21 protein-coding genes are annotated in these 19,638 nt (G+C 68.0%); 10 read left to right on the top strand and 11 right to left on the bottom strand.

Going from position 1 to position 19,638, the window contains the following annotated elements; translation table 11 throughout:
* Window positions 1-19 precede the first annotated feature (19 nt).
* Both ACIA8C_RS33415 and ACIA8C_RS33420 read left to right on the top strand, forming a co-directional pair.
* Entirely contained in the window at window positions 20-361 is a 342-nt protein-coding gene (locus tag ACIA8C_RS33415; RefSeq protein WP_397141635.1) for a helix-turn-helix domain-containing protein, read from the top strand.
* A gap of 282 nt (window positions 362-643) precedes the next feature.
* Window positions 644-1,306, top strand: coding sequence for an AAA family ATPase (locus ACIA8C_RS33420; protein WP_397141637.1), 663 nt, complete (start codon window positions 644-646; stop codon window positions 1,304-1,306).
* A gap of 59 nt (window positions 1,307-1,365) precedes the next feature.
* Here ACIA8C_RS33420 and ACIA8C_RS33425 read toward each other — a convergent pair whose 3' ends face one another.
* Together ACIA8C_RS33425 and ACIA8C_RS33430 are read right to left on the bottom strand one after the other, a co-directional pair.
* Window positions 1,366-2,322, bottom strand: coding sequence for a diacylglycerol kinase (locus ACIA8C_RS33425; protein ID WP_397141639.1), 957 nt, complete (start codon window positions 2,320-2,322; stop codon window positions 1,366-1,368).
* Window positions 2,319-3,896, bottom strand: a complete 1,578-nt coding sequence (locus tag ACIA8C_RS33430) for an FAD-binding oxidoreductase (RefSeq protein ID WP_397141717.1) — start codon at window positions 3,894-3,896, stop codon at window positions 2,319-2,321. Before ACIA8C_RS33430 ends, ACIA8C_RS33425 begins: the two co-directional genes overlap by 4 nt.
* 139 nt (window positions 3,897-4,035) lie before the next feature.
* Here ACIA8C_RS33430 and ACIA8C_RS33435 point away from each other — a divergent pair, with 139 nt between their 5' ends.
* Both ACIA8C_RS33435 and ACIA8C_RS33440 read left to right on the top strand, forming a co-directional pair.
* A complete protein-coding gene (locus ACIA8C_RS33435) occupies window positions 4,036-4,650 on the top strand; it encodes a TetR/AcrR family transcriptional regulator (protein WP_397141641.1) in 615 nt (204 codons plus the stop codon).
* A gap of 2 nt (window positions 4,651-4,652) precedes the next feature.
* Complete coding sequence (locus tag ACIA8C_RS33440; protein ID WP_397141643.1) at window positions 4,653-6,200, top strand: glycerol-3-phosphate dehydrogenase/oxidase; 1,548 nt, start codon at window positions 4,653-4,655, stop codon at window positions 6,198-6,200.
* Here ACIA8C_RS33440 and ACIA8C_RS33445 read toward each other — a convergent pair.
* Window positions 6,197-6,742, bottom strand: coding sequence for a GNAT family N-acetyltransferase (locus ACIA8C_RS33445; RefSeq protein ID WP_397141645.1), 546 nt, complete (start codon window positions 6,740-6,742; stop codon window positions 6,197-6,199). The genes ACIA8C_RS33440 and ACIA8C_RS33445 overlap by 4 nt on opposite strands.
* Window positions 6,743-6,759: 17 nt before the next feature.
* A complete protein-coding gene (locus tag ACIA8C_RS33450) occupies window positions 6,760-7,431 on the bottom strand; it encodes a TetR/AcrR family transcriptional regulator (protein WP_397141647.1) in 672 nt (223 codons plus the stop codon).
* Between the two features lie 211 nt (window positions 7,432-7,642).
* Between ACIA8C_RS33450 and ACIA8C_RS33455 the strand changes: the two genes are divergently transcribed.
* The 3 genes from ACIA8C_RS33455 (at window position 7,643) to ACIA8C_RS33465 (ending at window position 11,733) form a co-directional block, all read left to right on the top strand.
* Entirely contained in the window at window positions 7,643-9,055 is a 1,413-nt protein-coding gene (locus ACIA8C_RS33455) for an MFS transporter (protein ID WP_397141649.1), read from the top strand.
* Window positions 9,056-9,109: 54 nt separating this feature from the next.
* Window positions 9,110-9,946 (top strand): NAD(P)H-binding protein, encoded by an 837-nt coding sequence (locus ACIA8C_RS33460; RefSeq protein ID WP_397141651.1) that lies wholly within the window; start codon window positions 9,110-9,112, stop codon window positions 9,944-9,946.
* A 371-nt stretch (window positions 9,947-10,317) separates the two neighbouring features.
* Window positions 10,318-11,733, top strand: a complete 1,416-nt coding sequence (locus ACIA8C_RS33465; RefSeq protein WP_397141653.1) for an FHA domain-containing protein — start codon at window positions 10,318-10,320, stop codon at window positions 11,731-11,733.
* An 89-nt stretch (window positions 11,734-11,822) separates the two neighbouring features.
* Here ACIA8C_RS33465 and ACIA8C_RS33470 read toward each other — a convergent pair whose 3' ends face one another.
* Both ACIA8C_RS33470 and ACIA8C_RS33475 read right to left on the bottom strand, forming a co-directional pair.
* Window positions 11,823-12,410 carry a dihydrofolate reductase family protein gene (locus ACIA8C_RS33470; protein WP_397141655.1) on the bottom strand — a complete coding sequence of 196 codons (588 nt, stop codon included), beginning with the start codon at window positions 12,408-12,410 and terminating at the stop codon, window positions 11,823-11,825.
* A gap of 251 nt (window positions 12,411-12,661) precedes the next feature.
* Window positions 12,662-13,417 carry a MerR family transcriptional regulator gene (locus ACIA8C_RS33475; RefSeq protein WP_397141657.1) on the bottom strand — a complete coding sequence of 252 codons (756 nt, stop codon included), beginning with the start codon at window positions 13,415-13,417 and terminating at the stop codon, window positions 12,662-12,664.
* Window positions 13,418-13,781: 364 nt separating this feature from the next.
* Between ACIA8C_RS33475 and ACIA8C_RS33480 the strand changes: the two genes are divergently transcribed.
* The gene (locus ACIA8C_RS33480) at window positions 13,782-14,678 is read left to right on the top strand and encodes a transglutaminase domain-containing protein (protein ID WP_397141659.1); all 897 of its coding nucleotides are present in this window, start codon (window positions 13,782-13,784) and stop codon (window positions 14,676-14,678) included.
* 181 nt (window positions 14,679-14,859) lie between these two features.
* Window positions 14,860-15,105: a hypothetical protein gene (locus ACIA8C_RS33485; RefSeq protein WP_397141661.1), complete on the top strand. Its 246-nt coding sequence runs from the start codon at window positions 14,860-14,862 to the stop codon at window positions 15,103-15,105.
* A 58-nt stretch (window positions 15,106-15,163) separates the two neighbouring features.
* On the opposite strand, the gene ACIA8C_RS33490 is transcribed toward ACIA8C_RS33485, so the two are convergent.
* Window positions 15,164-15,577: a nuclear transport factor 2 family protein gene (locus ACIA8C_RS33490; protein ID WP_397141663.1), complete on the bottom strand. Its 414-nt coding sequence runs from the start codon at window positions 15,575-15,577 to the stop codon at window positions 15,164-15,166.
* Window positions 15,578-15,882: 305 nt separating this feature from the next.
* Between ACIA8C_RS33490 and ACIA8C_RS33495 the strand changes: the two genes are divergently transcribed.
* A complete protein-coding gene (locus tag ACIA8C_RS33495; RefSeq protein WP_397141665.1) occupies window positions 15,883-16,320 on the top strand; it encodes a DoxX family protein in 438 nt (145 codons plus the stop codon).
* Between the two features lie 106 nt (window positions 16,321-16,426).
* Here ACIA8C_RS33495 and ACIA8C_RS33500 read toward each other — a convergent pair whose 3' ends face one another.
* From ACIA8C_RS33500 to ACIA8C_RS33515, 4 genes are all read right to left on the bottom strand, one after another.
* A complete protein-coding gene (locus ACIA8C_RS33500) occupies window positions 16,427-17,350 on the bottom strand; it encodes an NADP-dependent oxidoreductase (protein WP_397141667.1) in 924 nt (307 codons plus the stop codon).
* A gap of 107 nt (window positions 17,351-17,457) precedes the next feature.
* Window positions 17,458-17,832, bottom strand: a complete 375-nt coding sequence (locus tag ACIA8C_RS33505; RefSeq protein ID WP_397141669.1) for a MerR family transcriptional regulator — start codon at window positions 17,830-17,832, stop codon at window positions 17,458-17,460.
* An 81-nt stretch (window positions 17,833-17,913) separates the two neighbouring features.
* On the bottom strand, window positions 17,914-18,747 hold the full coding sequence (locus ACIA8C_RS33510; protein ID WP_397141671.1) for a hypothetical protein: 834 nt from the start codon (window positions 18,745-18,747) through the stop codon (window positions 17,914-17,916).
* On the bottom strand, window positions 18,744-19,100 hold the full coding sequence (locus ACIA8C_RS33515) for a hypothetical protein (protein ID WP_397141673.1): 357 nt from the start codon (window positions 19,098-19,100) through the stop codon (window positions 18,744-18,746). Before ACIA8C_RS33515 ends, ACIA8C_RS33510 begins: the two co-directional genes overlap by 4 nt.
* Window positions 19,101-19,638 lie beyond the last annotated feature (538 nt).

Raw genomic sequence — 19,638 nt, forward strand, 5'->3', positions numbered from 1 at the left:
TCGTGTGAGACTTGCCGGTGTGAGTGAGCTCGGCGAATTCCTGAGGGCCAAGCGTGCGTCGATCGTGCCGGAGCGGGTCGGCCTCGCGCCGGTCGGCAATCCGCGACGGGTGAGCGGGTTGCGCCGCGAGGAGGTCGCGCTGCTTGCCTCGATGAGCGTCGATCAGTACACCCGGCTGGAGCTGGGGAGAGTGACCCGCGTCTCGGATCAGGTACTCGACGGCATCGCGCGTGCGCTGCTGCTGACCGAGGCCGAGCAGTCGTACCTGCGGCTGCTCATGGTGCCGCACAACGGGATCGGACAGAAAGGAAGGCGGAGTCTTCGGTGGATGAGGGACACCGAAGACTCCGCCTACACCTGAAAGCCTACCGTCCCAACTGGAAGGGATCGGGAATCCATAAGCAATTCTCAGAATCTGGCATTTTCTACCCTTGATCTCCGAATTAACCGGTGAAAACGGGCACCTGGGCGGCTAGCGTGAGGTCGACGAACGTGTCCATATTGTCCGTTCTTGCCAGATCGGCCGCAGGTGCGGACCCTGGAAGGCGTGAACGCATCCGCTAGTCCGATTCAGGGAGATCTCAGTGAAAATGCAGGGTTTTCCCCGTTGTCGGACGGGCGGCCGCTGGGGACCCTGGAAGAGGTGAACCCTCCGCTCGCCCTCGCCCCCGAGGCATTACTGCCCCGCCTCGCGCCGGATGCCGTGCACGATCTACGAGGTAGGGCGGTCGACGAGTTGCACTATCCGCCCATGTCGGCGTTGGTCGTCGCCGGGATACCCGGGGCGGGCAAGAGCACGGTGCTGCGCCGATTCTTCGGCGCGACCACTGAGGCCGAGGATCCATCCTGCGGGCCGGAGGGGTCGATGGTATTGGACTCGCTGCAAGCCCGGAACAGGTTGCGGCACCGGCTCGGCTGGCTGCCGTATTCGCTGTGGCGACCGGTCGTGCATGTCGCGCATTTCGCGGGAATTCGTGCGGCACTGCGTGATACGGACGGGCCGGTGGTCATCCACGACTGTGCGACCACCGGTTGGGCGCGGCGGATCATTTCGTTCTGGGCCGCGGGCTACGGCAGGGAGCTGCACCTGATCCTGCTCGATGTGCCGACCGCGGTGGCCCGCGCCGGGCAGCACGCACGCGGGCGGCGGTCCAATCGAATGACCTTCGTGCTGCACTGCTTTCGCTGGCGACGGCTGATGGAACGCCTACGCGCCGGTGGTGGCCTGCGACCCACGCCGGAGTCGCTGGTGATCATCGACCGGATCACCGTCGATCGCATGCGGCGCGTCACGTTCGCCGCATAGCAGACCGCTGCGGTCATCGGAAAGCCTTGCCCGTCAACACAGCCCAGGGCGTCAAGGTCTCAGGGGACCAACACTGTCAGCGCGCCCGGGACGGCACGGATAGTGATCGGCAGCATGCCCGCCGGTTCGCCGTCCGCGGTCGCGGGAGCACCGGGCGCGGTCAGGGTGATTTCGGCGGCTCGATACTGCTTGACCTCCGGGTGATTCTGCCGCTTGCCCGCGGACAGCGCGGGCAGCAGGCGCAGCATCTCCGATCGGGACAGCGCGCCGACCACGGTGAGGTCGAGCAGGCCGTCGTCGAGCGCCGCGTCCGGGCAGATCAGCATGCCGCCGCCGTAGGTGCGGGTGTTGCCGACGGCGACCATCACCGCGTTCGACGCCAACGCCGAGCCCGCACCAGGGTTCGTCAGGCCTTCGGTGACCGCGCCGGTCAACTCGATCCGATAGGGCACGGTGAACCGGCCGGAGATCTCGGCCAGCGCGGCGACGGTGTACCGCAGTCGTCCCCTCGGCCAGCGCATGGCGTTGGCGCGCAGGGTGACTCGGGCGTCGAACCCGGTGCCGGTGACGGTGGCGAACCACATCGGCGCGGATTCCGGTGCGGGCAGGTCGATCTGGCCGAGGTCGATGGTCCTGGTGCGCCCGTCGGCCACGACATCGGCCGCGGCGATCGGATCCTCGGTGGGCACACCGAGTTCTCTGGCCAGGTCGTTGCCGGTGCCCGCGGGGACTAAACCGAGCGGCACGCCCGTTCGCGCGACGGCGTCGAGGGTCACGTTGATCAGGCCGTCGCCGCCGACGCAGACCACCGCGTCGGAGTTGCCGCGCTCGATCGAATCCCGCACCAGCCGTACCGTTTCGGCGGCCGACGGTGCCCGCACCTCGGCGACCTCGATCCCACGTTCGCGTAACCGGGCCAGCGCCGCGGTCGCGACGTCCTGGCCGGCGCCGAGCCCCGCGTGCCGATTGGTCACCACGGTGACCGCACGCACGGCTCGGGATGAATTCTGCGTCACGGAACCAGCTTTCCAGGATTGAGGATGCCCGCGGGGTCCACTTCCGCCTTCACCGCGCGCAATACGCGCACCCCGAGGTCACCGATCTCGGCGGGTAGCCACGGGCGGTGGTCGGTGCCGACCGCGTGATGGTGCGTGATGGTGCCGCTTGCCGCCACGATCGCGTCGCCGACGGCCTGTTTCGCCGTGTGCCACTGGGCAATCGGATTGTCGAGCTGCTTGGCGACGATGGTGAAGTACAGCGACGCACCCGTCGGGTAGGTGTGCGAGATGTGGCACATGACCAGCGGCGGGGTGCCTTGTCCGGCGAGCGAATCGGTCAGCGCCGCAGTCACCTTCGCCTTGAGGTTGGCGAGGTTCGCCCAGGTGGTCGCGGTCTCCAGCGTTTCGCACAGCACGCCGACGTCCAGCAGCGCATCGCGCATGTACGGCGCGCCGAAGCGGCCGTGCTCCCATTCCTCGGCCGGAGTTTCGCCGAGCGCGGTGCCACCCGCGGCGGTGAGCAGTGCGCCCGCTTCGGCGCTGCGTGCGGCGACGTGCGCCGCCGAGCCTTCGAAGGTGGTGATGGCCAGGCAGCCGGATATCGCTTGGCCGCCGATATCGCCGGCCCGCGCCAGATTGATCCCGGTCTCGGCCTCGTCGGATAGTCGAAGCACCGTCGGCGCCGCACCTGCCTGCACGACCGAACGCAGTGCGGCGGCGCCGGTTTCGAAGTCGGGGAACGACCATCCTTGGTAGGCAGTGGTTTCCGGCACCGGGTGTGCCCGCACCGTGACCTCGGTGATCACCCCGAGCGCGCCCTCCGAGCCGACGAACAACTCACGCAGGTCTGGACCCGCGGCAGACGCGGGTGGGCGGCCGAGTTCCACCGCACCGGTGGGTGTCGCGATCTTCAGCCGCTGCACCATGTCGTCGAAGCGCCCATAGCCGGCCGAGGCCTGCCCGGACGACCGAGTAGCGGCGAATCCACCGATGCTGGCGAATTCGAAGCTCTGCGGGAAGTGCCCGAGCGAAAGTCCCTGGGCGCGAAGCAGTTCCTCGGCACGCGGCCCGGTGAGTCCGGCCCCGAGGGTGGCCATGCCGCTGACCGGGTCGATCTCCGACACCGCGTCGAGCCTGCGCAGGTCGAGCGCGATCACCGTGTCGAAGCGCCCGCGGGCCGGGTCGACGCCGCCGACCACGCTGGTGCCGCCGCCGAACGGGACGACCGCGATGGCGTGCTCGGCGCAGTAGGCGAGCACGGCGAGTACTTGGTCGTGATCGGCGGGGAAGACGACGGCATCCGGTGCGTCTTGCGGGCCCTCGGCCCGGCGACGCAGCAGGTCAGGGGTGCTCTTGCCGCCCGCGTGCCGCAGCCGATCTTGGTGGTCGGCCGAGACGTTGTCCGCGCCGACCACCTCGACCAACCCGTCTCGTTGGGCAGGCGTGAGCGCCGACTCTCGGAGTGACACTTCGCCCTCATCGCGGCGCGCCACCGGGTCGCCGGACACTCCGAACACCTGCGTCAGGAGGCCCCGGATCTGTGCCGATAACGGCTTGTGTCCGGCCGGAATGCCCCAGGCATCCCAGACCATACTCGCCGCGCCCCCGGTTACGCCCGAGTTCTTTGCCGGAGCCGATCCCTCGCCGGTGTGCTTCTGCGTCTCGACCATGCGTTACAGTTTGACATAGAATGTCAAGCAGTAACGAACCCGACCTCCCGAAGGTGACGCCTTGACCGCTCCAGCCGGCCCCGCCGACGACGACGCGCTCTCCGCCATCGACCTGGCGATCCTCGACGCGGCCCGGCGCTGCGTGGAAGAGTTCGGCGTGCGCCGCACCACCCTCACCGAGGTGGCCCGGCGGGCCGGAGTCAGCAGGCCGACCGTCTACCGGCGCTGGCCCGACACCGGAGCGCTGGTCGCCGAACTGCTGGTGCGCGAGCTGCGCGCGATCGTCGCCGCCACCATGCCGAGCGCGGGCATCGGCCGCACCAAGCTGGTCACGGGCATCGTCGCGGGCGCGGTCAAGATTCGCTCGAATCCGTTGTTCGGCAAGATCTTCCGCACCGACACCGACCTGATGCTCACCTACGTCTTCGGCCGTCTCGGCCGCAACCAGCGCGCACTGATCGAGTTGTTCGCCGCGGGAATTCGCGAGGGTCAGCAGGACGGGTCGATTCGCGACGGCGACCCGGAGCAGCTGGCCACCATGCTGCTGTTGATCGCGCAGTCGGCGGTCCAGTCGGCGGGCACGGTCGCCCCGCTGCTTGCCGGAACCGACCTGGACACCGAACTGGCCAACGCGCTCGACGGCTATCTCGTACCGACCGATCGAAAGGTGCTGTGACGATGGCGGATTCACTGTCGAGGGGAGATTCCGCGCTCAACGCGGACCGGCGCACCCGCGAACTGCGACGGCTCGGCGATAAGCCGGAGGTCGACGTCCTGGTTATCGGCGGCGGCGTCACCGGCGTCGGCGCCGCACTCGACGCGGCGGCACGCGGATTGCGGACCGTGCTGGTGGAGCGGCACGACCTGGCGTTCGGCACCAGCCGGTGGAGTTCCAAGCTGGTGCACGGTGGGCTGCGGTATCTGGCAGGCGGTCAGGTCGGCATCGCCCACGAAAGTGCCGTGGAGCGGGGCATTCTCATTCGCACCACCGCACCGCACCTGGTGCGTCCACTGCCGCAGCTCGTGCCGTTGCTGCCCAGCATCGGTGCCACGCACAGCGCCCTGGTGCGGGCGGGTTTCCTGGCGGGCGACGCGCTGCGCCGTGGGGCGGGTACCCCGGCCGCGATCCTGCCCCGCTCCCGCCGCGTCGCGGCCGCCGAAGCGCTGCGGCTCGCACCGACCGTGCGCCGCGACGGACTGCGCGGCGGGCTGCAGTCCTGGGACGGACAGCTCGTCGACGATGCCCGCCTGGTGGTCGCCTTGGCACGCACCGCGGCCGCGCAGGGCGCGACGGTACTGACCCGCGTGGCAGCCCTTGACGTGACCGGCAATTCGGCGAACCTCCGGGACACCATGACCGGCGAGACGATGACCGTGCGCGCCCGCGCGGTCGTCAACGCCACCGGCGTGTGGGCCGACGAGGTCGATCCAAGCATCGAGCTGCGCCCGAGCCGCGGCACCCACCTGGTGTTCGCCGCCGAGTCGTTCGGCGGCCTCACCGCCTCGCTGACCGTCCCGGTGCCGGGCAGCACCAGCCGTTTCGTGTTCGCCTTCCCCGCCGCGCACGGCCGCGTCTACCTGGGCCTGACCGACGAGGACGCGCCAGGCCCGGTCCCGGACGAGCCGGAACCGACCGAGCCCGAGATCGACTTCCTCCTCGACACCATCAATACCGCCCTGCGTGAACCATTGACCCGCAAGGACATTCGCGGCAGCTACGCGGGGTTGCGCCCACTGCTGAAGACCGCCGACGACAGCACCGCCGACATCTCCCGCAAACACGCGGTCCTGTATTCCCCCACCGGCGTCATCACCATCGTCGGCGGCAAACTCACCACCTACCGCCGGATGGCCGAGGACGTCGTCGACGCCGCCGTCACCCGCGCCGGACTCGCCGCGGGACCGTGCCGCACCAAACGACTTCCCTTGGTGGGCGCGGTTTCCGGCGCCGCCCGCGACCGCATCGACGCCGCACCGGTCCTGATCGACCGCTACGGCAGCGAAGCCGCCACCGTGCTCGCCGCGGCACAACACAATCCGGCCCTCGCCAAGCCCGTGGCGGCCGGAATCGATGTCACCGCAGCGGAATTCCACTTCGCCGTCACCCACGAGGCGGCGCTGGACGCCGACGATCTGCTCGACCGTCGCACCCGCATCGGCCTGGTCGCCGAAGACCGCGCGGCCGCCACCCCGGCCGCGATGGCCGCGCTGGCACCCGCGTCTTAGGTCTCCGAGACGGTCCCGTCGAAGGACCACGAGTCGAGATCGGCGCTCATGGAGCCGCGCGGCCAGCCGTCCAGGCCGTGCGCCGCCTCGGCCGCGCGGATCGCTTGCAGACCCGGCGTCTGCTCCGCGTCGCTCAGGTAGCGGAAACCGAGCCGCTCGTAATAGGGGCCGTTCCAGGCGACGTCGATGAACGTGGTGAGGGTGATCGACTGCATCCCATGGTCTTTCGCCCAGAAAACGGCGTGGTCGATCAGTTGCTTACCGATGCGTTTGCCCCGATATCCTGGCATGACCGACACCTGGTCGATATGAGCGTTGCCATCGACAACGCCGAGCACCAGGTAGCCGATCGGATGGTCGCCCTCGTCGGCCCACACCCACGCGCGCCCGGCGCGCTGGAATTCGCGTAGCGTTTCGATCGAGGGCGGTTCATCCTCCGCCACGGCGGTCATGCCGATATCAGCGAACGGTTTACCCGCCGCGATCTCGATCTCTTGCATGGCTGGTAAATCGACCTCGGTCGCCGGTCGGATCACGGACACCCCTGACATCTTAGAGTTCAGGTGACCGGTGTGGCGAGAATGCCCTCGATAAGCACCCGAAGCGCCCACTTTCCGCGCGCGTCGCCGTCGCCGGTCATCAGACTTTCGCGCATCCCCACGATCATCGGATAGCGATCGGCCGGTAGTTCGGCGAACCGCTTGGCGACCTCGGCGAGGTGTTCTTCGGCGCGCATGCCCTTGGTGTTGTAGGCACTCTGTTCGGCGGCGGCCGCGGTGACGTGCAGGAACAGCAGGTCGACGGCCCACGAGTTGGTCATTTCGTCCACCCCACTCTCGGCGAACAGGGCCAGCATCCGATCCATGAGCAAGAGGGTGTTCGGCGCGGTCGGGATCGAACCGAGCGCGACGAGCGCCAGCCCTTCATGGCGGCTCATCGCGGCCACCGCCGCGTCGACCAGCGCGACCAGACGCTCGCGCCAGGTGCCGCCGGTCGGTTCCGCGAGCGTGCCGAGCACGTGGTCGAGCATGGCGGCCATCAGATCGTCGCGGTTGGCGACGTAGACGTAGAGCGAAGCCGCGCCGGTATCCAGTTCCTGCGCGACGCGGCGCATGGTCAGCGCGGCGAGGCCGTCCTCATCGAGGATGCGCAGGCCGGTTTCGATGATCACGTCACGGCTCAGCGGAGCCTTCGCCGGACGGGCCCGGCGGCTGACGGGCGCAGTGTTCATGCCTGGGCCTCTGCAGCGCTCGAATCCGCCATGACCGCAGCGGTGGCTGTGCTCATTTGTCGCTCTCCGCTCTCTCTCATGGTGTCGAGCATACGCCCGTAACGAACGCCGTTTGACACGAACGGCGTTCGTCTCGTATTGTTCCATCAACGAACAACGTTCGTAACGATCGCAGTTCGATCGAAGCTACTCCACCTCGAAGGAGGTGCCCATGACCACCATCACGTCCACCCCCGCAACACCCCAGGTCAACCGCCGGATGTGGGCCGTACTCGCCGTGATCCTCGCGGTCGAGATCCTCGACCTGCTCGACTCCACGATCACCAACATCGCCGCCCCGACCATCGCCAGGGATCTACTCGGCGGCGAGTCGCTGATCCAGTGGCTCGGTGCGAGCTACGCCCTCGCGCTCGGCGTGCTGCTGGTCGTCGGCGGCCGACTGGGCGATCGCTTCGGCAAGCGCCGCCTGTTCCTGATCGGCCTGGCCGGATTCACCGTCGCCTCGGTCGCCTGCGGCCTTGCCTTCGATCCGACCTCGATCATCGCCGCCCGGCTGATCCAGGGCGCGTTCGGCGCGCTGCTGATTCCGCAGGGTTTCGGCATCCTCACGGCCGTCTTCCCCCGCGAACAGCTCGGCAAGGCGTTCAGCGTGTTCGGCCCCGCCCTCGGCCTTTCCGGGGTCGGCGGCCCGATCCTCGCCGGTTTCCTGATCGATGCCGATCTGTTCGGATTCGGCTGGCGCGCCATGTTTTTGATCAATATCGCGCTCGGCGGCGCCGCGTTCGCCGCCGCCTACCGCTTGCTGCCGTTCGACAGCGGCGACCGCACGGTGTCCATCGACGGACTCGGCGCCGGGCTGCTCGGCGTCGCGATGTTCGGCGCACTGTTCGGCCTCATCGACGGCTCTGCCCATGGCTGGAGCGCCGTGCCGCTCGGCTACCTCGCCGCAGGTCTCGTCTGCTTCGGCTTGTTCGCCCGGCGCCAGCTGACCGCCACCAACCCGCTGATCAAACCCACGCTGTTCAAGAACCGGGGCTTCACCTCCGGACTGCTGCTCGGTCTCGTGTTCTTCGCCGCGGTCTCCGGCCTGCTCTACGTGTTGTCGCTGTTCCTGCAACTCGGTCTCGGCTACCCGCCGACCGGTGCCGCGCTCGGCCTCGCGCCCTTGGCCGTCGGCATCGTGGTCTCCTCGGTCGCGGCACACCAGTTCATCGCCCGGCTCGGCCGCAACCTCATCCTGGTCGGCCTGCTGATCACCCTGGTCGGCACCGGGCTGCTGCTGGTGCTCGCCGTGACCGCCGGAACGGGCGTCGCCCCATGGGCGCTGGCCGTGCCGATCCTGATCCTCGGCCTCGGTCTCGGCACCTGCTTCGGCACCATTTATCGGGTCACCATCGGTGACATCGAACAGGCCGAAACCGGTAGTGCCAGTGGATCACTCACCGCCGTGCAACAGCTCGCCAACGCTGTCGGCGCGGCCGCCATCACCACGGTGTACTTCCACTCCGCCGACACCGGCCAGGTCCACGCGCTGACCATCAGCCTGGTTCTCGTCGCCGCCATCACCCTCGCCAGCTGCGGGCTGGTTCGTTTGCTGCCACGCAACGCGCCCGCCGAGCACTGAGCCCACGCTTTTCATGGTCAACTATCCCAATTCACCACTCTGCAAGGACTTCTCATGATCCTCATCACCGGAGGCCGCGGCGCGGTCGCCACCAAGCTCTGCACCCTCCTGCACGCCGATGGACTCGCCGTCCGGGTCGGCTCCGGCCGACCCGAGGAACTCCAGCTGCCCGCCGGCGTCTCAGCCGTAGCCCTGGATCTCAAAGACCCGAACACGTTTCCCACCGCCCTCGCCGGTGTCACCTCCGTGTTCCTCTATGCGGAAGCCGCCGCGATCAACGAATTCGTCTCCGCCGCAACGGAGGCCGGGGTCGAGCACATCGTGTTGCTGTCCTCGTCCTCGGTGCTCGATCCCGACGCCGCCACCAACCCGGTCGCGAAGTCGCATCTCGACGCCGAGCTCGGGCTCGCCGACGCCCCGATGACGGTCAGCGTCCTGCGTCCGGGTGCCTTCGCAGGCAATGCCCGCAGCTGGGCCTGGGCGATCAAGGCCGGTCGGCCGATCAACCTGCCCTACCCGAACGCCTACGCCGATCCGATCCACGAAATCGACGTCGCCGCTGCCGCGTACGCCCTGCTCACCGCGCCGGAACACCGCGGCGGACAGCACACGCTGACCGGTCCCGAAACGCTCACCTTCACCGAGCAGATCGACCTCGTCGCCAAGATCACCGGCCGCACCATCGCTGTCGAGCAGGTCACGCCCGACGCCTGGAAACAGCAGATGGCCGACTACATGCCCGCCAACTACGCCGACGGTCTGCTCGACTACTGGCGTCGCTGCGACGGCGTCCCGACCGAGGTCAACGACACCGTCGCCACCCTCACCGGCCGCCCGCCGCGCACCTTCACCAGCTGGCTCGAGGAGCACGCCGCCGAATTCACCAGCTGAACACCGTGGGTCACGCTCACTGATCCGTCTCTGCCAGCCACCCGATGGCTGGCAGAGACGTTTTGCGTGCCGACACGCGGAGTGCGACACGACCGCGCGATGAAGCGCAGGTGTCGAGCGAGATGGTCGCCACACTTGCGGCCGGGACAAACATCGCGCCATCGAGTTCCACGCGCCGATCGGACCGCCACCCGATGCACGACCAGAATCCTGGCGGCACTACCGAATTAGGCGGCCCACCAATTCCCGCGGCCCAGGACGACAACGTATCCGCGTGCAGCCCATTGCCGCCGCCACGCGCCGATCCGCGCGAGGCACACGCTCTATGCTGGGCTCGAATGTCGGTAAGTGCGCCGGAAAGGAGGGCGCGGATGCGCAGCAAACCCCCGACCGTTGGTATCGCGCAAGGTCATGGCCTTGTCGCGCGCTTCGGTGGCATAGTTGTCTATCTGGCTGGTGACACCGCCTCCAGCGATCGAATCCTCGGCACCGTCGAGGCCGTCGCGGAGGCAGAACATCCCGGAGCGGCGCTGGCCCAACGGCTGGCGGCCGTGGTTTTCGGCGGCACCTCCGAGGTGCCACCGTTCGGCGTGGTGGCACCGACCGGCGACGGCACTTTGATCCTGCTGCGCGGGCCGGTCTTCGCCGAGATCAACGGTGCGGAAGGAACCCGGCGGCTCGACGGGGCGCGAGCGTTCACCTGGGTCGATGAGATCGTGCGCGAACCGCTGCGCCGGATCACCGTTGGCACGGACATCGGCGCGACACTGAAGGCGTTGCCGCGCACCGATCTACGTGCTGGTGTGGTGCCCGGCGGTGGTTTCGTCCTGAACGTCGCCGTTCGCCGCGCGGGCAAAGCGGCCAAGGGTGCCTCGGCGCCGCAGCCGTCCGCCGTGTCGGCACCCGAGTCCAAGGCGAGCACCACCGGATCTACCTCCAAATCCAAGGCGACAACCGCCCGATCGACATCCGAGCCCCCGCCCACCGTCGCCGCCGGCTTCGCCGCGATGCCCGAACCTACCGGCGCCGCCGATGCCATCGATCCTGCGACCTCGGCAACTTCGGACAGGTCTGATTCTCCTACCTCCGATAATCCGACTGCCGCGGCTTCAGCTACGTCCTCGACCGCGGGCGTGTCGTCGGCCGCGCGATCCGGCGCGGAACACTCCTCCTCGTCGACGCCCGCACGCTCGGCAACCCGAACCACCGCGCCCGCATCGTCGGCCACCTCCGCCACCGCACTCCGTCCGAGCGAATCAGCGCGACCACGGGCGCGACCACGCCCGCCGATCGGCAACCGTCCCGCTGCCGACCGCCAACTCGCTTGGTCCCAAACCCATCAGCCCGGCGCACGCCCCGAACCCGTTGCGCTGCACAAGACCTCGGCCGACCGTGCCGCCCGCTTCATCCGCCCTGCCGCCGAACACGACCAAGCCGCAGGCACTTTGGTCCTCGAGAACGGCACCGCCTACCCGCTCGACCGCCCCTACGTCATCGGTCGTGGCCCGCAAACCGACGACGCGGTGCGCACTGCCAGCGCCGCACCCATCGTCATCCAGCGCGACCGCCACGTCTCCCGCGTACACGCCTACGTCTCGGTCGACCGAGGCAAGGTCTTCGTCCGCGACGCCACCGCCACCTCCGGCACCTACATCGCCCCGCCCGGCACCGACCAGTGGACCCGAATAGGCACCTCCCCCACCGAACTTCTGCCCGGTTGGAGCGTCCGCATCAGCGAACGAGTCCTCACCTACCGTTGCCAAACCGAAGACCACCGCGACACCTGATCTAACCGGTGCGATACCCGTCGCCTTTCACCGGAGGCCGCCGCTACCGAGGTTCCGCTGCCTACGGGCAACTCTGACGCCGAAAGCAGTCAGGGCCGTTGTTCTTCTCGATGGACCAAGTACCGCAGATGTGTGACGTTGCGTCCTTCGAGTCGCCGGACCAGCTCGAGTTCGACGTGGCCGAGTCCGGTCGGCTCGAACAGCCGCCGTCCCGCGCCAAGCAGCACGGGGACCAGATGCAGTTCGAGCTCGTCGAGCTGACCTGCTGCCAGCAAAGCCTGTGCCGCACCGGCGCCATGGACCAGCACGGCTCGATCTCCGGCTGCCGCTCGAGCGTCGGCGGCACACGCGTCGACGTCGGTGTAGAACTTCGCGCTGCCGGGTGGCTCGTCGGCCGGGTCGATGTGGTGGGTGAGCACGTTGATCGGCACGCCGTCGTGGTGGTCGCCGTGCCATCGGTTGGCCAGCTCGAATGTGCGGCGGCCGGATATCACGGCACCGGTGGACGAGGCCTCGGCGTACACCTGCCCGTTGATGCCCTCGGACATCCGGTCGTCGAGCCAGTTGAACAGCCGCCCGCCGTCGCGGCCGAGTTCCTGGCCCGGCCGGTCGTCCGGCCCGGCGATGTACCCGTCGACCGACATGGACATGTAAAGCCGCAGTGGTGTCCTACTCATTCTCAATTCCTTTCCGCTGGCCCGTCGGCATGACCCGCGGGCCACTGCGTGCGTCGAGCATGCTGCGACCGAGCGCTGACGGCTATCCCCCCATTTTCTGGGGGTCCGGCAGAGTTGCGGCAGGCTCTGCGACACCATCCGAAATCTGGGCACGGCGCCTGTGCGCGAGAAAGGTTCTCGCGCACAGGCGCCGTGCGTAACCTCAGTGCGGCCCCGCGTCTCAATCGATACGCTGGCGCCTCCCGAATTCGCTATCGACGTGCCGAGTTCGCGGCCGTGATGAACTCGATCTGGGCGGGTGACGGGCCGCATGCGGCGCTTTCGGTCCGGCTGGCCTGCATCTGGTACATGCTGTCGCGCAACCCTGGGTCACCACCATGGAACCCTTCCAGGAGTTCCATCCACTGCGCCGCCAACTGCTGTGCCTCGGGTGCGGTCGGGTCCATTCCCGCGGCGATTGCCGCGTCGACCTTGGGGATGAGTTCACCCCATTGCGCTTCGGCTTGCTGAATGCGCTTTTCTCCCAGGGCTTCTCGGCGCTCAGCGAGCTGCGTCAGCTGTTCCTCGGTGAAATGCTCTTTGATGGTGTCGTCCACCATGACGGTCCTCCTGATCAATTCCAGGAAGCGATCCGCGGATGTGTCCGGCCTGCTCTGTGCCGTGGCGGCCAGCGCAGCGACCAAGGCGTGTAGGTCCTGGGTCGCGGCCAGTTGCGCGGCCAGATAGTCGCGATGAGCAAAAAGCACCTGCGTCACCGGTACGGCGCCCTCGAGCAGGCCGGTGATCTGGTCCAGTCCCAGGCCCAACTGACGCAGGGCCAGCACCTGATACAGACGCTGGACATCGCTCGCGACGTAGAGCCGGTGGCCGGTGCCAGTCCGCTCCGCCGGACATACCAACCCGATGTGGTCGTAGTGATGCAGCGTCCGCACCGTCAGTCCGGCCTCGGCCGCGAGCTCACCGACCTTCCATACACGCTCGGTTTCGGGTAGGTCCATCCGTTTCATCCCACTTCCACCGACGCACCATGCGTCGGTGTCGCTGACGTTAGAACCTGACCTTACGTCAGGTGCAAGCCGAAGATCGTCCCCCGAATCCGGCAGTCACGTCCCGGCCAAACCGGCTGAAATCAGGCAGGTCTCATGGTTCGCATAGTGCGCTCGAACTCACTGACAACCGAATCCACGCCGCACCCGGCGTTTTGATCTGATTCGATGGTCATGAGATCAAGCTAGAGCAACATCAAGGCAGCGGGCCGGATAAGAACCAACACGGCGATGACGAAACGCGACCGCCTGAATCTGTTGCGGCACTGACCAAGTCGGATGTCGACGGCTTCCGCTTATCTCGTCGCAGACCTAGCATCCAGTTATGGACGACGACCTTTCGTACTACACCCTCCAGAGCCGCATGACCGAGCCGGGCCGGATGAGCCACCTGTTGGCCGACCTTCCCGATGACCTCGCCGAGCTGCGGCGGGTGGTGGCGGGCCTGGTCGTCCACTACCGGGCCGAGAACCCGGTCGAGAACGGCGTTCCGGTCGAGCGCCTGCGCGAGATAGATACTCGCTACGTCGAGGCGATGCTCGCCAGGCTCGGCGAGTTGGCCGACGGTCCGCTGACCACGCCACGGTCGCTCACCGAGCGCCTGGTCGGCTGCTGTCGCGACGTCACCTTGCTGTTCGTATCGTTGCTGCGCGCCAAGGGTATTCCGGCCCGCGCGCGCGTGGGATTCGCCACGTACTTCGTCCCCGGTTTCGGCATCGACCACGAGATTGCCGAGGTCTGGGACGCGTCGGAACGGCGGTGGCGCAGGGTTGACGCCGAACTCGCCGATGACCACACCCGCCCGGACGGCATCTCCATCGACCCGCTCGATGTGACAACGGATCAGTTCGTCCTGGCCGGCTCTGCTTGGCAGCAATGCCGTGCGGCTATCGCCGACCCGGCTACGTTCGTCGTCGATCCCGGGCTCGATATTCCGGAGACACGTGGCTGGCCGCAGATCGCCTGCGACCTCGTCCACGACCTGGCAACGCTCAACCGTACCGAGATGATTCTCTGGGACACTTGGGGTTGGGGTGACAACCGGACGTTCACCGACGCGGAACTGGCTCTGCTCGATCACACCGCAGCCGTGACCGACGCGGCGGGCAACGGCACCGAGGCGCGCAAGCTTTTCGAGAGCGAACCCACCCTGCGGGTGCCCGAAACGGTGGTCAGTGGCGATCCGCTCGGCGGCCCCGACCGCGCGATCGACTGGCGCTGAGCAGCCGCCGTTCGGCTGGCCGGAACAGTCGGTATCCGATCAGGCGGGGATCCGCCATCCTGGGTCGACGGTTTACGCCGCTGGTGGGTGGCGCGGAGCGGTAGCGGAGGCCGACCGCGAGCTCGATGGCGTCCGCACCGCCCGCAATGCCGGAAAGTGCACGAATACAAGGAGATTCACTATGTCTGAGGCTGCTGCCCCTACCCAGGTCGTCTACCCCTGGCAGGCCACCGCCCGCACGGTCTTCGCCGTGCTGGTCGCACTGGCCTCGCTCATTCCCGTGGTCGCCGTCGCGGGTGGTATCGATACCGTGCCCGCCGTCGCGCAGCTGATCGCGGTGTGCGGCGCGGTGACTCGCGTGCTGGCGCTGCCCAGCGTCGACGAATTCCTGTCGCGGTTCCTGCCGTTCCTGGCGGCCGGGCGCTGACCGATCCGATCTGGCGGAGCGTCGTGCGAGTGGATTGGCATTGCCCGACAGCGCGAAGTCAGGCAGGTCTCATGGTCCGCATAGTGCGCTCGAACTCCCAAAAGGCACGCACGGCGACGATCTTGCCCGCCGCGTCGACCCGATAGATGAACACGCCCTCGGCGTCGATCACCTGGCCGCCGTTGCGGCTGCGGACCTTGCCGGTGAACGCGACTTCGTTTCCGCAGGCGAAGGAGTCGTCGAACAGGAACTCGATCGACTCGTTGGGCGCGATGGTCTTGTCCCAGAACGCCGAGATGGCGTCGCGGCCCCGGTGCCCCGCACCTTCCGGATCGAAATCCGAAGGGCCGACCGGGTCTTCGACGATGGCGTCCGCCGCGAACATAGCCAGCCAGGCGTCCTTGTCGTGGGCCTGGACCGCGGCGTGCAAGGCCCGGCTGGCGGCACGTGCCGGATGGGTTGTGGTGGTCATGGTGTCCTTACTGCTGTCGTGCATGGGTGCGGGTGGCAGTAAACACCCGGTCGTAGGGGCACAGTCAATACCGGACATCGGGGGAGCAAGTTCTTGCCGGACAGCGCCGCGCATACCGCGAGGCATCCGGCGGACGAAACCTGTTGTGGCTCAGGTCTTCCAGGACCACTGAAGTTCCGCCGCGAGCGACCGGGCCCAGCGGTTTCAAAAATTTTCGCGGACAGCGATGAGTTCTCGGCGGGTGCCCCGTCTTATCCGTTGAACGCGCTACCAACCCGGCGCGACCGACGAGAAGGACCAGAGAAATGACCACCGCCAACCCCACCGCCAACTTCGCCGACAACGTCACCGCCCGCCCGGGCAAGGTCCGCAACCGCGTCCTGTGGACCCTGCAGATCGTGCTCGGCCTCTTCTTCATCATCGCCTCCGGCGGGCCGAAGCTCGTGATGCCGAACACCTTGATGGAAAGCGCCCCGGCGAATCTGACCATCCCGCTCGGCCTGCTCATCTTCATCGGCGTCGCCGAGGTCGCGGGCGGTATCGGCCTGCTGGTGCCGCGGCTCAGCGCCCTGGCTGCCTCGGGTCTGTCCGTTCTCACCGTATTGGCCGCCGGGACACAGGCTTTCATCGCCGGGCAGCCCGGAATGGCGATCTTCCCGCTGGTGCTCGCCGCGATCTTCGCCTGGATCGCCTACGAGCGCCGCGCCACCATCGCCGATCTGCGCAACTCGCTCTCGCGATGACAAATCCATAAGTACGACCGGCGATCGGTGGGCCACCCACCGATCGCCGTTCGCGCGTTCCCGGATCGACCGCCCGTCGGGTTGGCGGCGGTCGTCCGGGCACTTCTCATGCCACCTTGATAACGACCTTGCCCGCAGTGTGACCGTTCTCGACGGTCGCGAGGGCGGCCGTGGCGTCGGCGAGCGGATAGACCGCGGTGATCACGGGTGCGAGGACGCCGTCGAGGGCCAGCCTGGCGGACCGGTCCAGGTTCGCGCGGTCGAGGCGACGCTCGACGAAACGCCCACCGAGGTCGGCCACAGCCGAATCACCCACGGCGATCACGTTGCGCGGGTCCCTGGCCAGTGGCGCGACCGTTCGCAGCGAGACGCCGCCGACCAGGTCGATGATCCCGTCGACGCCGTCCGGAACCAGCTCGCGTGCCGCGGCGACAACGTCCCCGGCGGAGTAGTCGATGAAGCGCACCCCAATGGCCTCGGCGTGCTCGCGCTTAGCGGTACTCCCCGTGCCGATCACCCGCAGCTCGCGTCCAGCAGCCAGCCTGGCGACCGCAAGACCGACCCCGCCACCGACCCCGTTGACCATGACCGTAGCACCGGCCGGGAGGCCGAGCTGGTCGAGCGCGTCCACCGCGGTCGTTCCGGCCACCGGCAGCGTTGCCGCCACGGTCGCGGACAGACCCGCCGGGATGCGCGCGGTGTTCGGTGCGGACAGCACCGTCGTCTCGGCGTAGGTGCCGCCACCGGTGAATGCGAAGCCGAAGACCGCGTCACCCACCGCGAGACCGTCGACGTCCGCGCCTAGGGCGAGCACAGTTCCCGCTGCCTCCATGCCCAGCACGCGGGGAAACGGCCGCCCGCCGTCGAGCCCGGGGACCAGACCTGAGCGCAGCAGATGGTCGAGTGGATTCACGCCGGCGACGTCAACCCGGATCAGCACCTCGCCGCGACCGGGGACGGGATCGGGACGATCGAACAACTCCTGCACCTCGGGCCCGCCGTACCTGCCGAAACCCCACGCCTGTCCCATCTTCTGCCGCCTCCTGCGTGACCGACCCCGGTGGTTCCGGGCTCTGTCGCCATCCTCATCCCTGACACAGATGTAAGGGGCAAGCGGCTGAGGTGCAGGTCACAGCATCAGGTCGACGCGGACAGCTTCGTCCGGTGCTGACTGTTGGCCTTGATCAGCACGTCGAGCGCCGCGCGGGTCTCGATCAAGTGCACGATGTCGGCGTCGATCCGATCCCGCTCGCGCACCATCGTCTCGAAGGCCAGCTCGACGACGCGCTCGTCATCGGGGGTCTCCACGCACGGCAGCACGGTCGCGATCACCCGACTGGACATCCCCGCGTCGAACAGCTGCCGGATGAGCGATACGCGCTGGACCCCGGCATCGGAATAGTGACGCTGCCCGGCCTCGGAGCGCGAGCTGCTCAACAGACCCTGCTCTTCGTAGTACCGCAGTGAGCGCTGACTCACGCCCGTGCGCTTGGACAATTCGCCGATCCGCATCCCGGAAAGTTTACCGACCGCGCGCTCCGGGCTCAGCTCGCAAGAGCCGGAGGCGCAGATCGCGTTGCGGTACCTACTCGGTCACGGCTTCGGCCCTTCGGCCGGGAACCGGTAGGGCTCGGCCTCATCGACGTTTTCATCGACGTCGTCGGAGTCGTCGTCGAGTTCCTCGTCCGGCTCCGGCGTCGGCGAGGCGTAGCCGAGCAGAAACGCGACCGTCGCGCTGACCCCCGCGAAGGCCAGCCACAGACCGGTGTCGGGCACCCACCACCTGGCCACCGACGCGGTGAACGCGAACACCAGCCCGATGCCGAGCCCCGGCGCGAGCACCCGCAACCCGCGCCGCCATCGATTGGCCGAAAGCCGATGTCGCGCAATGGTCAATGCCGCGTCCGCGATGCCGAGCGCGGTGAGCACGGCGAGCGCGATCCCGAACAGTCCGTACACCGACCACAATGAGCCGCGCACATCGGTGATCACCGGAATCGCGGCCACCGCCGCGCCGCTCCCGTCGTAGACCGCGAGCTCACCGCCGATCAAGCCGACGGCCTGCCCGGACAGCCCGCGCAACTCCAGGCGATATCGCAGCGACTCGGATTTGCCTGGCGCAACGGTCAATTCGACGGCGGTGGAGTAGGAGTAGAAACTCAGGCCGAGCACGTGCCCCGCGAGATCGACGTGCCGGATCTCCAGCGGGTCACTCGTATTGTTCGTCAACTCGATCGCGACTCGGATGGTGCTGTCCGGCTCGAGCCGCAGCGGCTTCTCCACCGACGTCCCCGCGATATCGTGCTCATCGATATTCGCCGACATGTCGACCCCATCGGGCCGCGCACCCGCCTGCGCCGCCGTCCACACCAGCACGATCAGCACCAGCCAGACAACATGCCGAATGCCATGGGTGCCACCGCTCATTCGCCCCTCCGCGCAGGTAGCTGCGAAACGAGGCGGTGGCCGTAATACCACCCGCCGAGCAGGAGAAAGAACAGGATCACGGTCAGCGTCGACGTGCCCGTCCCGATACTGCCGACCAGCACCACGTCCAGCGGCGCGACCAGCGTGCGCCCGCATTTCGCGGTCACCTGGTACCTGCCGACATCCGCCGCCCCGGTGGCCAGCGGCACCTCGAACGCCCCGTCCGCCCCGGCGACCGTCTTGGCAACGGCAACCTCCCCCATCGTCACATCGACCGGCGCCTGCGGATCACACCCGTGCCCACTGGCCGTGACACCGGCACCGGGTTCCACCGCCGACGGCGTGAGATCCATTGCAGCAGGCAGCAATCGGGGCGGCGGAGGAGGCGGCAACACTTCAGGAGCAGGTGGCACGACCGCTGGTGTCCGAAACGTATTCTGCGGTGGCACAACAATATTCGGTGGCCTGATCTGCGGAGGTGGCGGCGGGATCGCCTCTTCTGGGGGCGGCGGGGCCACTTCGGTCGTCGTGTCAGGCGGTGTCGTCGAGGTATCGGGTGGCGGTGTGGTCGTTATCGGCGGTGTCGTAACAGGTGGTGTCGTAACAGGTGATGTCGTGACCGGCGGAGTAGTGACGGACGGAGTCGTGACGTCCGGCGGTTTCGTTTCACTCGACGGCGGAACACTCGGACAAGTAGGACCACCCTCCCCGCCGCAAGGCTGGTGCGCCCGACGCGGCGACGGCCCATCGTGCGTCCCGGTGCCATCCGGTGGCGGCTGCTGCGCCGGAGGGGGCGACACCGGCCCACCATCATCTCTCGGCGGTGGCGGCAGCGGACTGTTCGGCAGCCGGACGGGAACCAGCACCGCTGGCCCCGCACGAGCGCCAAGG

Source organism: Nocardia sp. NPDC051321 (assembly GCF_044455225.1).
Taxonomy (GTDB): Bacteria; Actinomycetota; Actinomycetes; order Mycobacteriales; family Mycobacteriaceae; genus Nocardia.

Bases quoted from the DNA above. Each gene is read 5' to 3' on its own strand.
- ACIA8C_RS33430 (WP_397141717.1), bottom strand. From the start codon at position 3,896: ATGGTCTGGGATGCCTGGGGCATTCCGGCCGGACACAAGCCGTTATCG.
- ACIA8C_RS33440 (WP_397141643.1), top strand. From the start codon at position 4,653: ATGGCGGATTCACTGTCGAGGGGAGATTCCGCGCTCAACGCGGACCGG.
- ACIA8C_RS33450 (WP_397141647.1), bottom strand. From the start codon at position 7,431: ATGAACACTGCGCCCGTCAGCCGCCGGGCCCGTCCGGCGAAGGCTCCG.
- ACIA8C_RS33455 (WP_397141649.1), top strand. From the start codon at position 7,643: ATGACCACCATCACGTCCACCCCCGCAACACCCCAGGTCAACCGCCGG.
- ACIA8C_RS33460 (WP_397141651.1), top strand. From the start codon at position 9,110: ATGATCCTCATCACCGGAGGCCGCGGCGCGGTCGCCACCAAGCTCTGC.
- ACIA8C_RS33465 (WP_397141653.1), top strand. From the start codon at position 10,318: ATGCGCAGCAAACCCCCGACCGTTGGTATCGCGCAAGGTCATGGCCTT.
- ACIA8C_RS33470 (WP_397141655.1), bottom strand. From the start codon at position 12,410: ATGAGTAGGACACCACTGCGGCTTTACATGTCCATGTCGGTCGACGGG.
- ACIA8C_RS33475 (WP_397141657.1), bottom strand. From the start codon at position 13,417: ATGAAACGGATGGACCTACCCGAAACCGAGCGTGTATGGAAGGTCGGT.
- ACIA8C_RS33480 (WP_397141659.1), top strand. From the start codon at position 13,782: ATGGACGACGACCTTTCGTACTACACCCTCCAGAGCCGCATGACCGAG.
- ACIA8C_RS33485 (WP_397141661.1), top strand. From the start codon at position 14,860: ATGTCTGAGGCTGCTGCCCCTACCCAGGTCGTCTACCCCTGGCAGGCC.
- ACIA8C_RS33490 (WP_397141663.1), bottom strand. From the start codon at position 15,577: ATGACCACCACAACCCATCCGGCACGTGCCGCCAGCCGGGCCTTGCAC.
- ACIA8C_RS33495 (WP_397141665.1), top strand. From the start codon at position 15,883: ATGACCACCGCCAACCCCACCGCCAACTTCGCCGACAACGTCACCGCC.
- ACIA8C_RS33500 (WP_397141667.1), bottom strand. From the start codon at position 17,350: ATGGGACAGGCGTGGGGTTTCGGCAGGTACGGCGGGCCCGAGGTGCAG.
- ACIA8C_RS33505 (WP_397141669.1), bottom strand. From the start codon at position 17,832: ATGCGGATCGGCGAATTGTCCAAGCGCACGGGCGTGAGTCAGCGCTCA.
- ACIA8C_RS33510 (WP_397141671.1), bottom strand. From the start codon at position 18,747: ATGAGCGGTGGCACCCATGGCATTCGGCATGTTGTCTGGCTGGTGCTG.
- ACIA8C_RS33515 (WP_397141673.1), bottom strand. From the start codon at position 19,100: ATGGATCTCACGCCGTCGGCGGTGGAACCCGGTGCCGGTGTCACGGCC.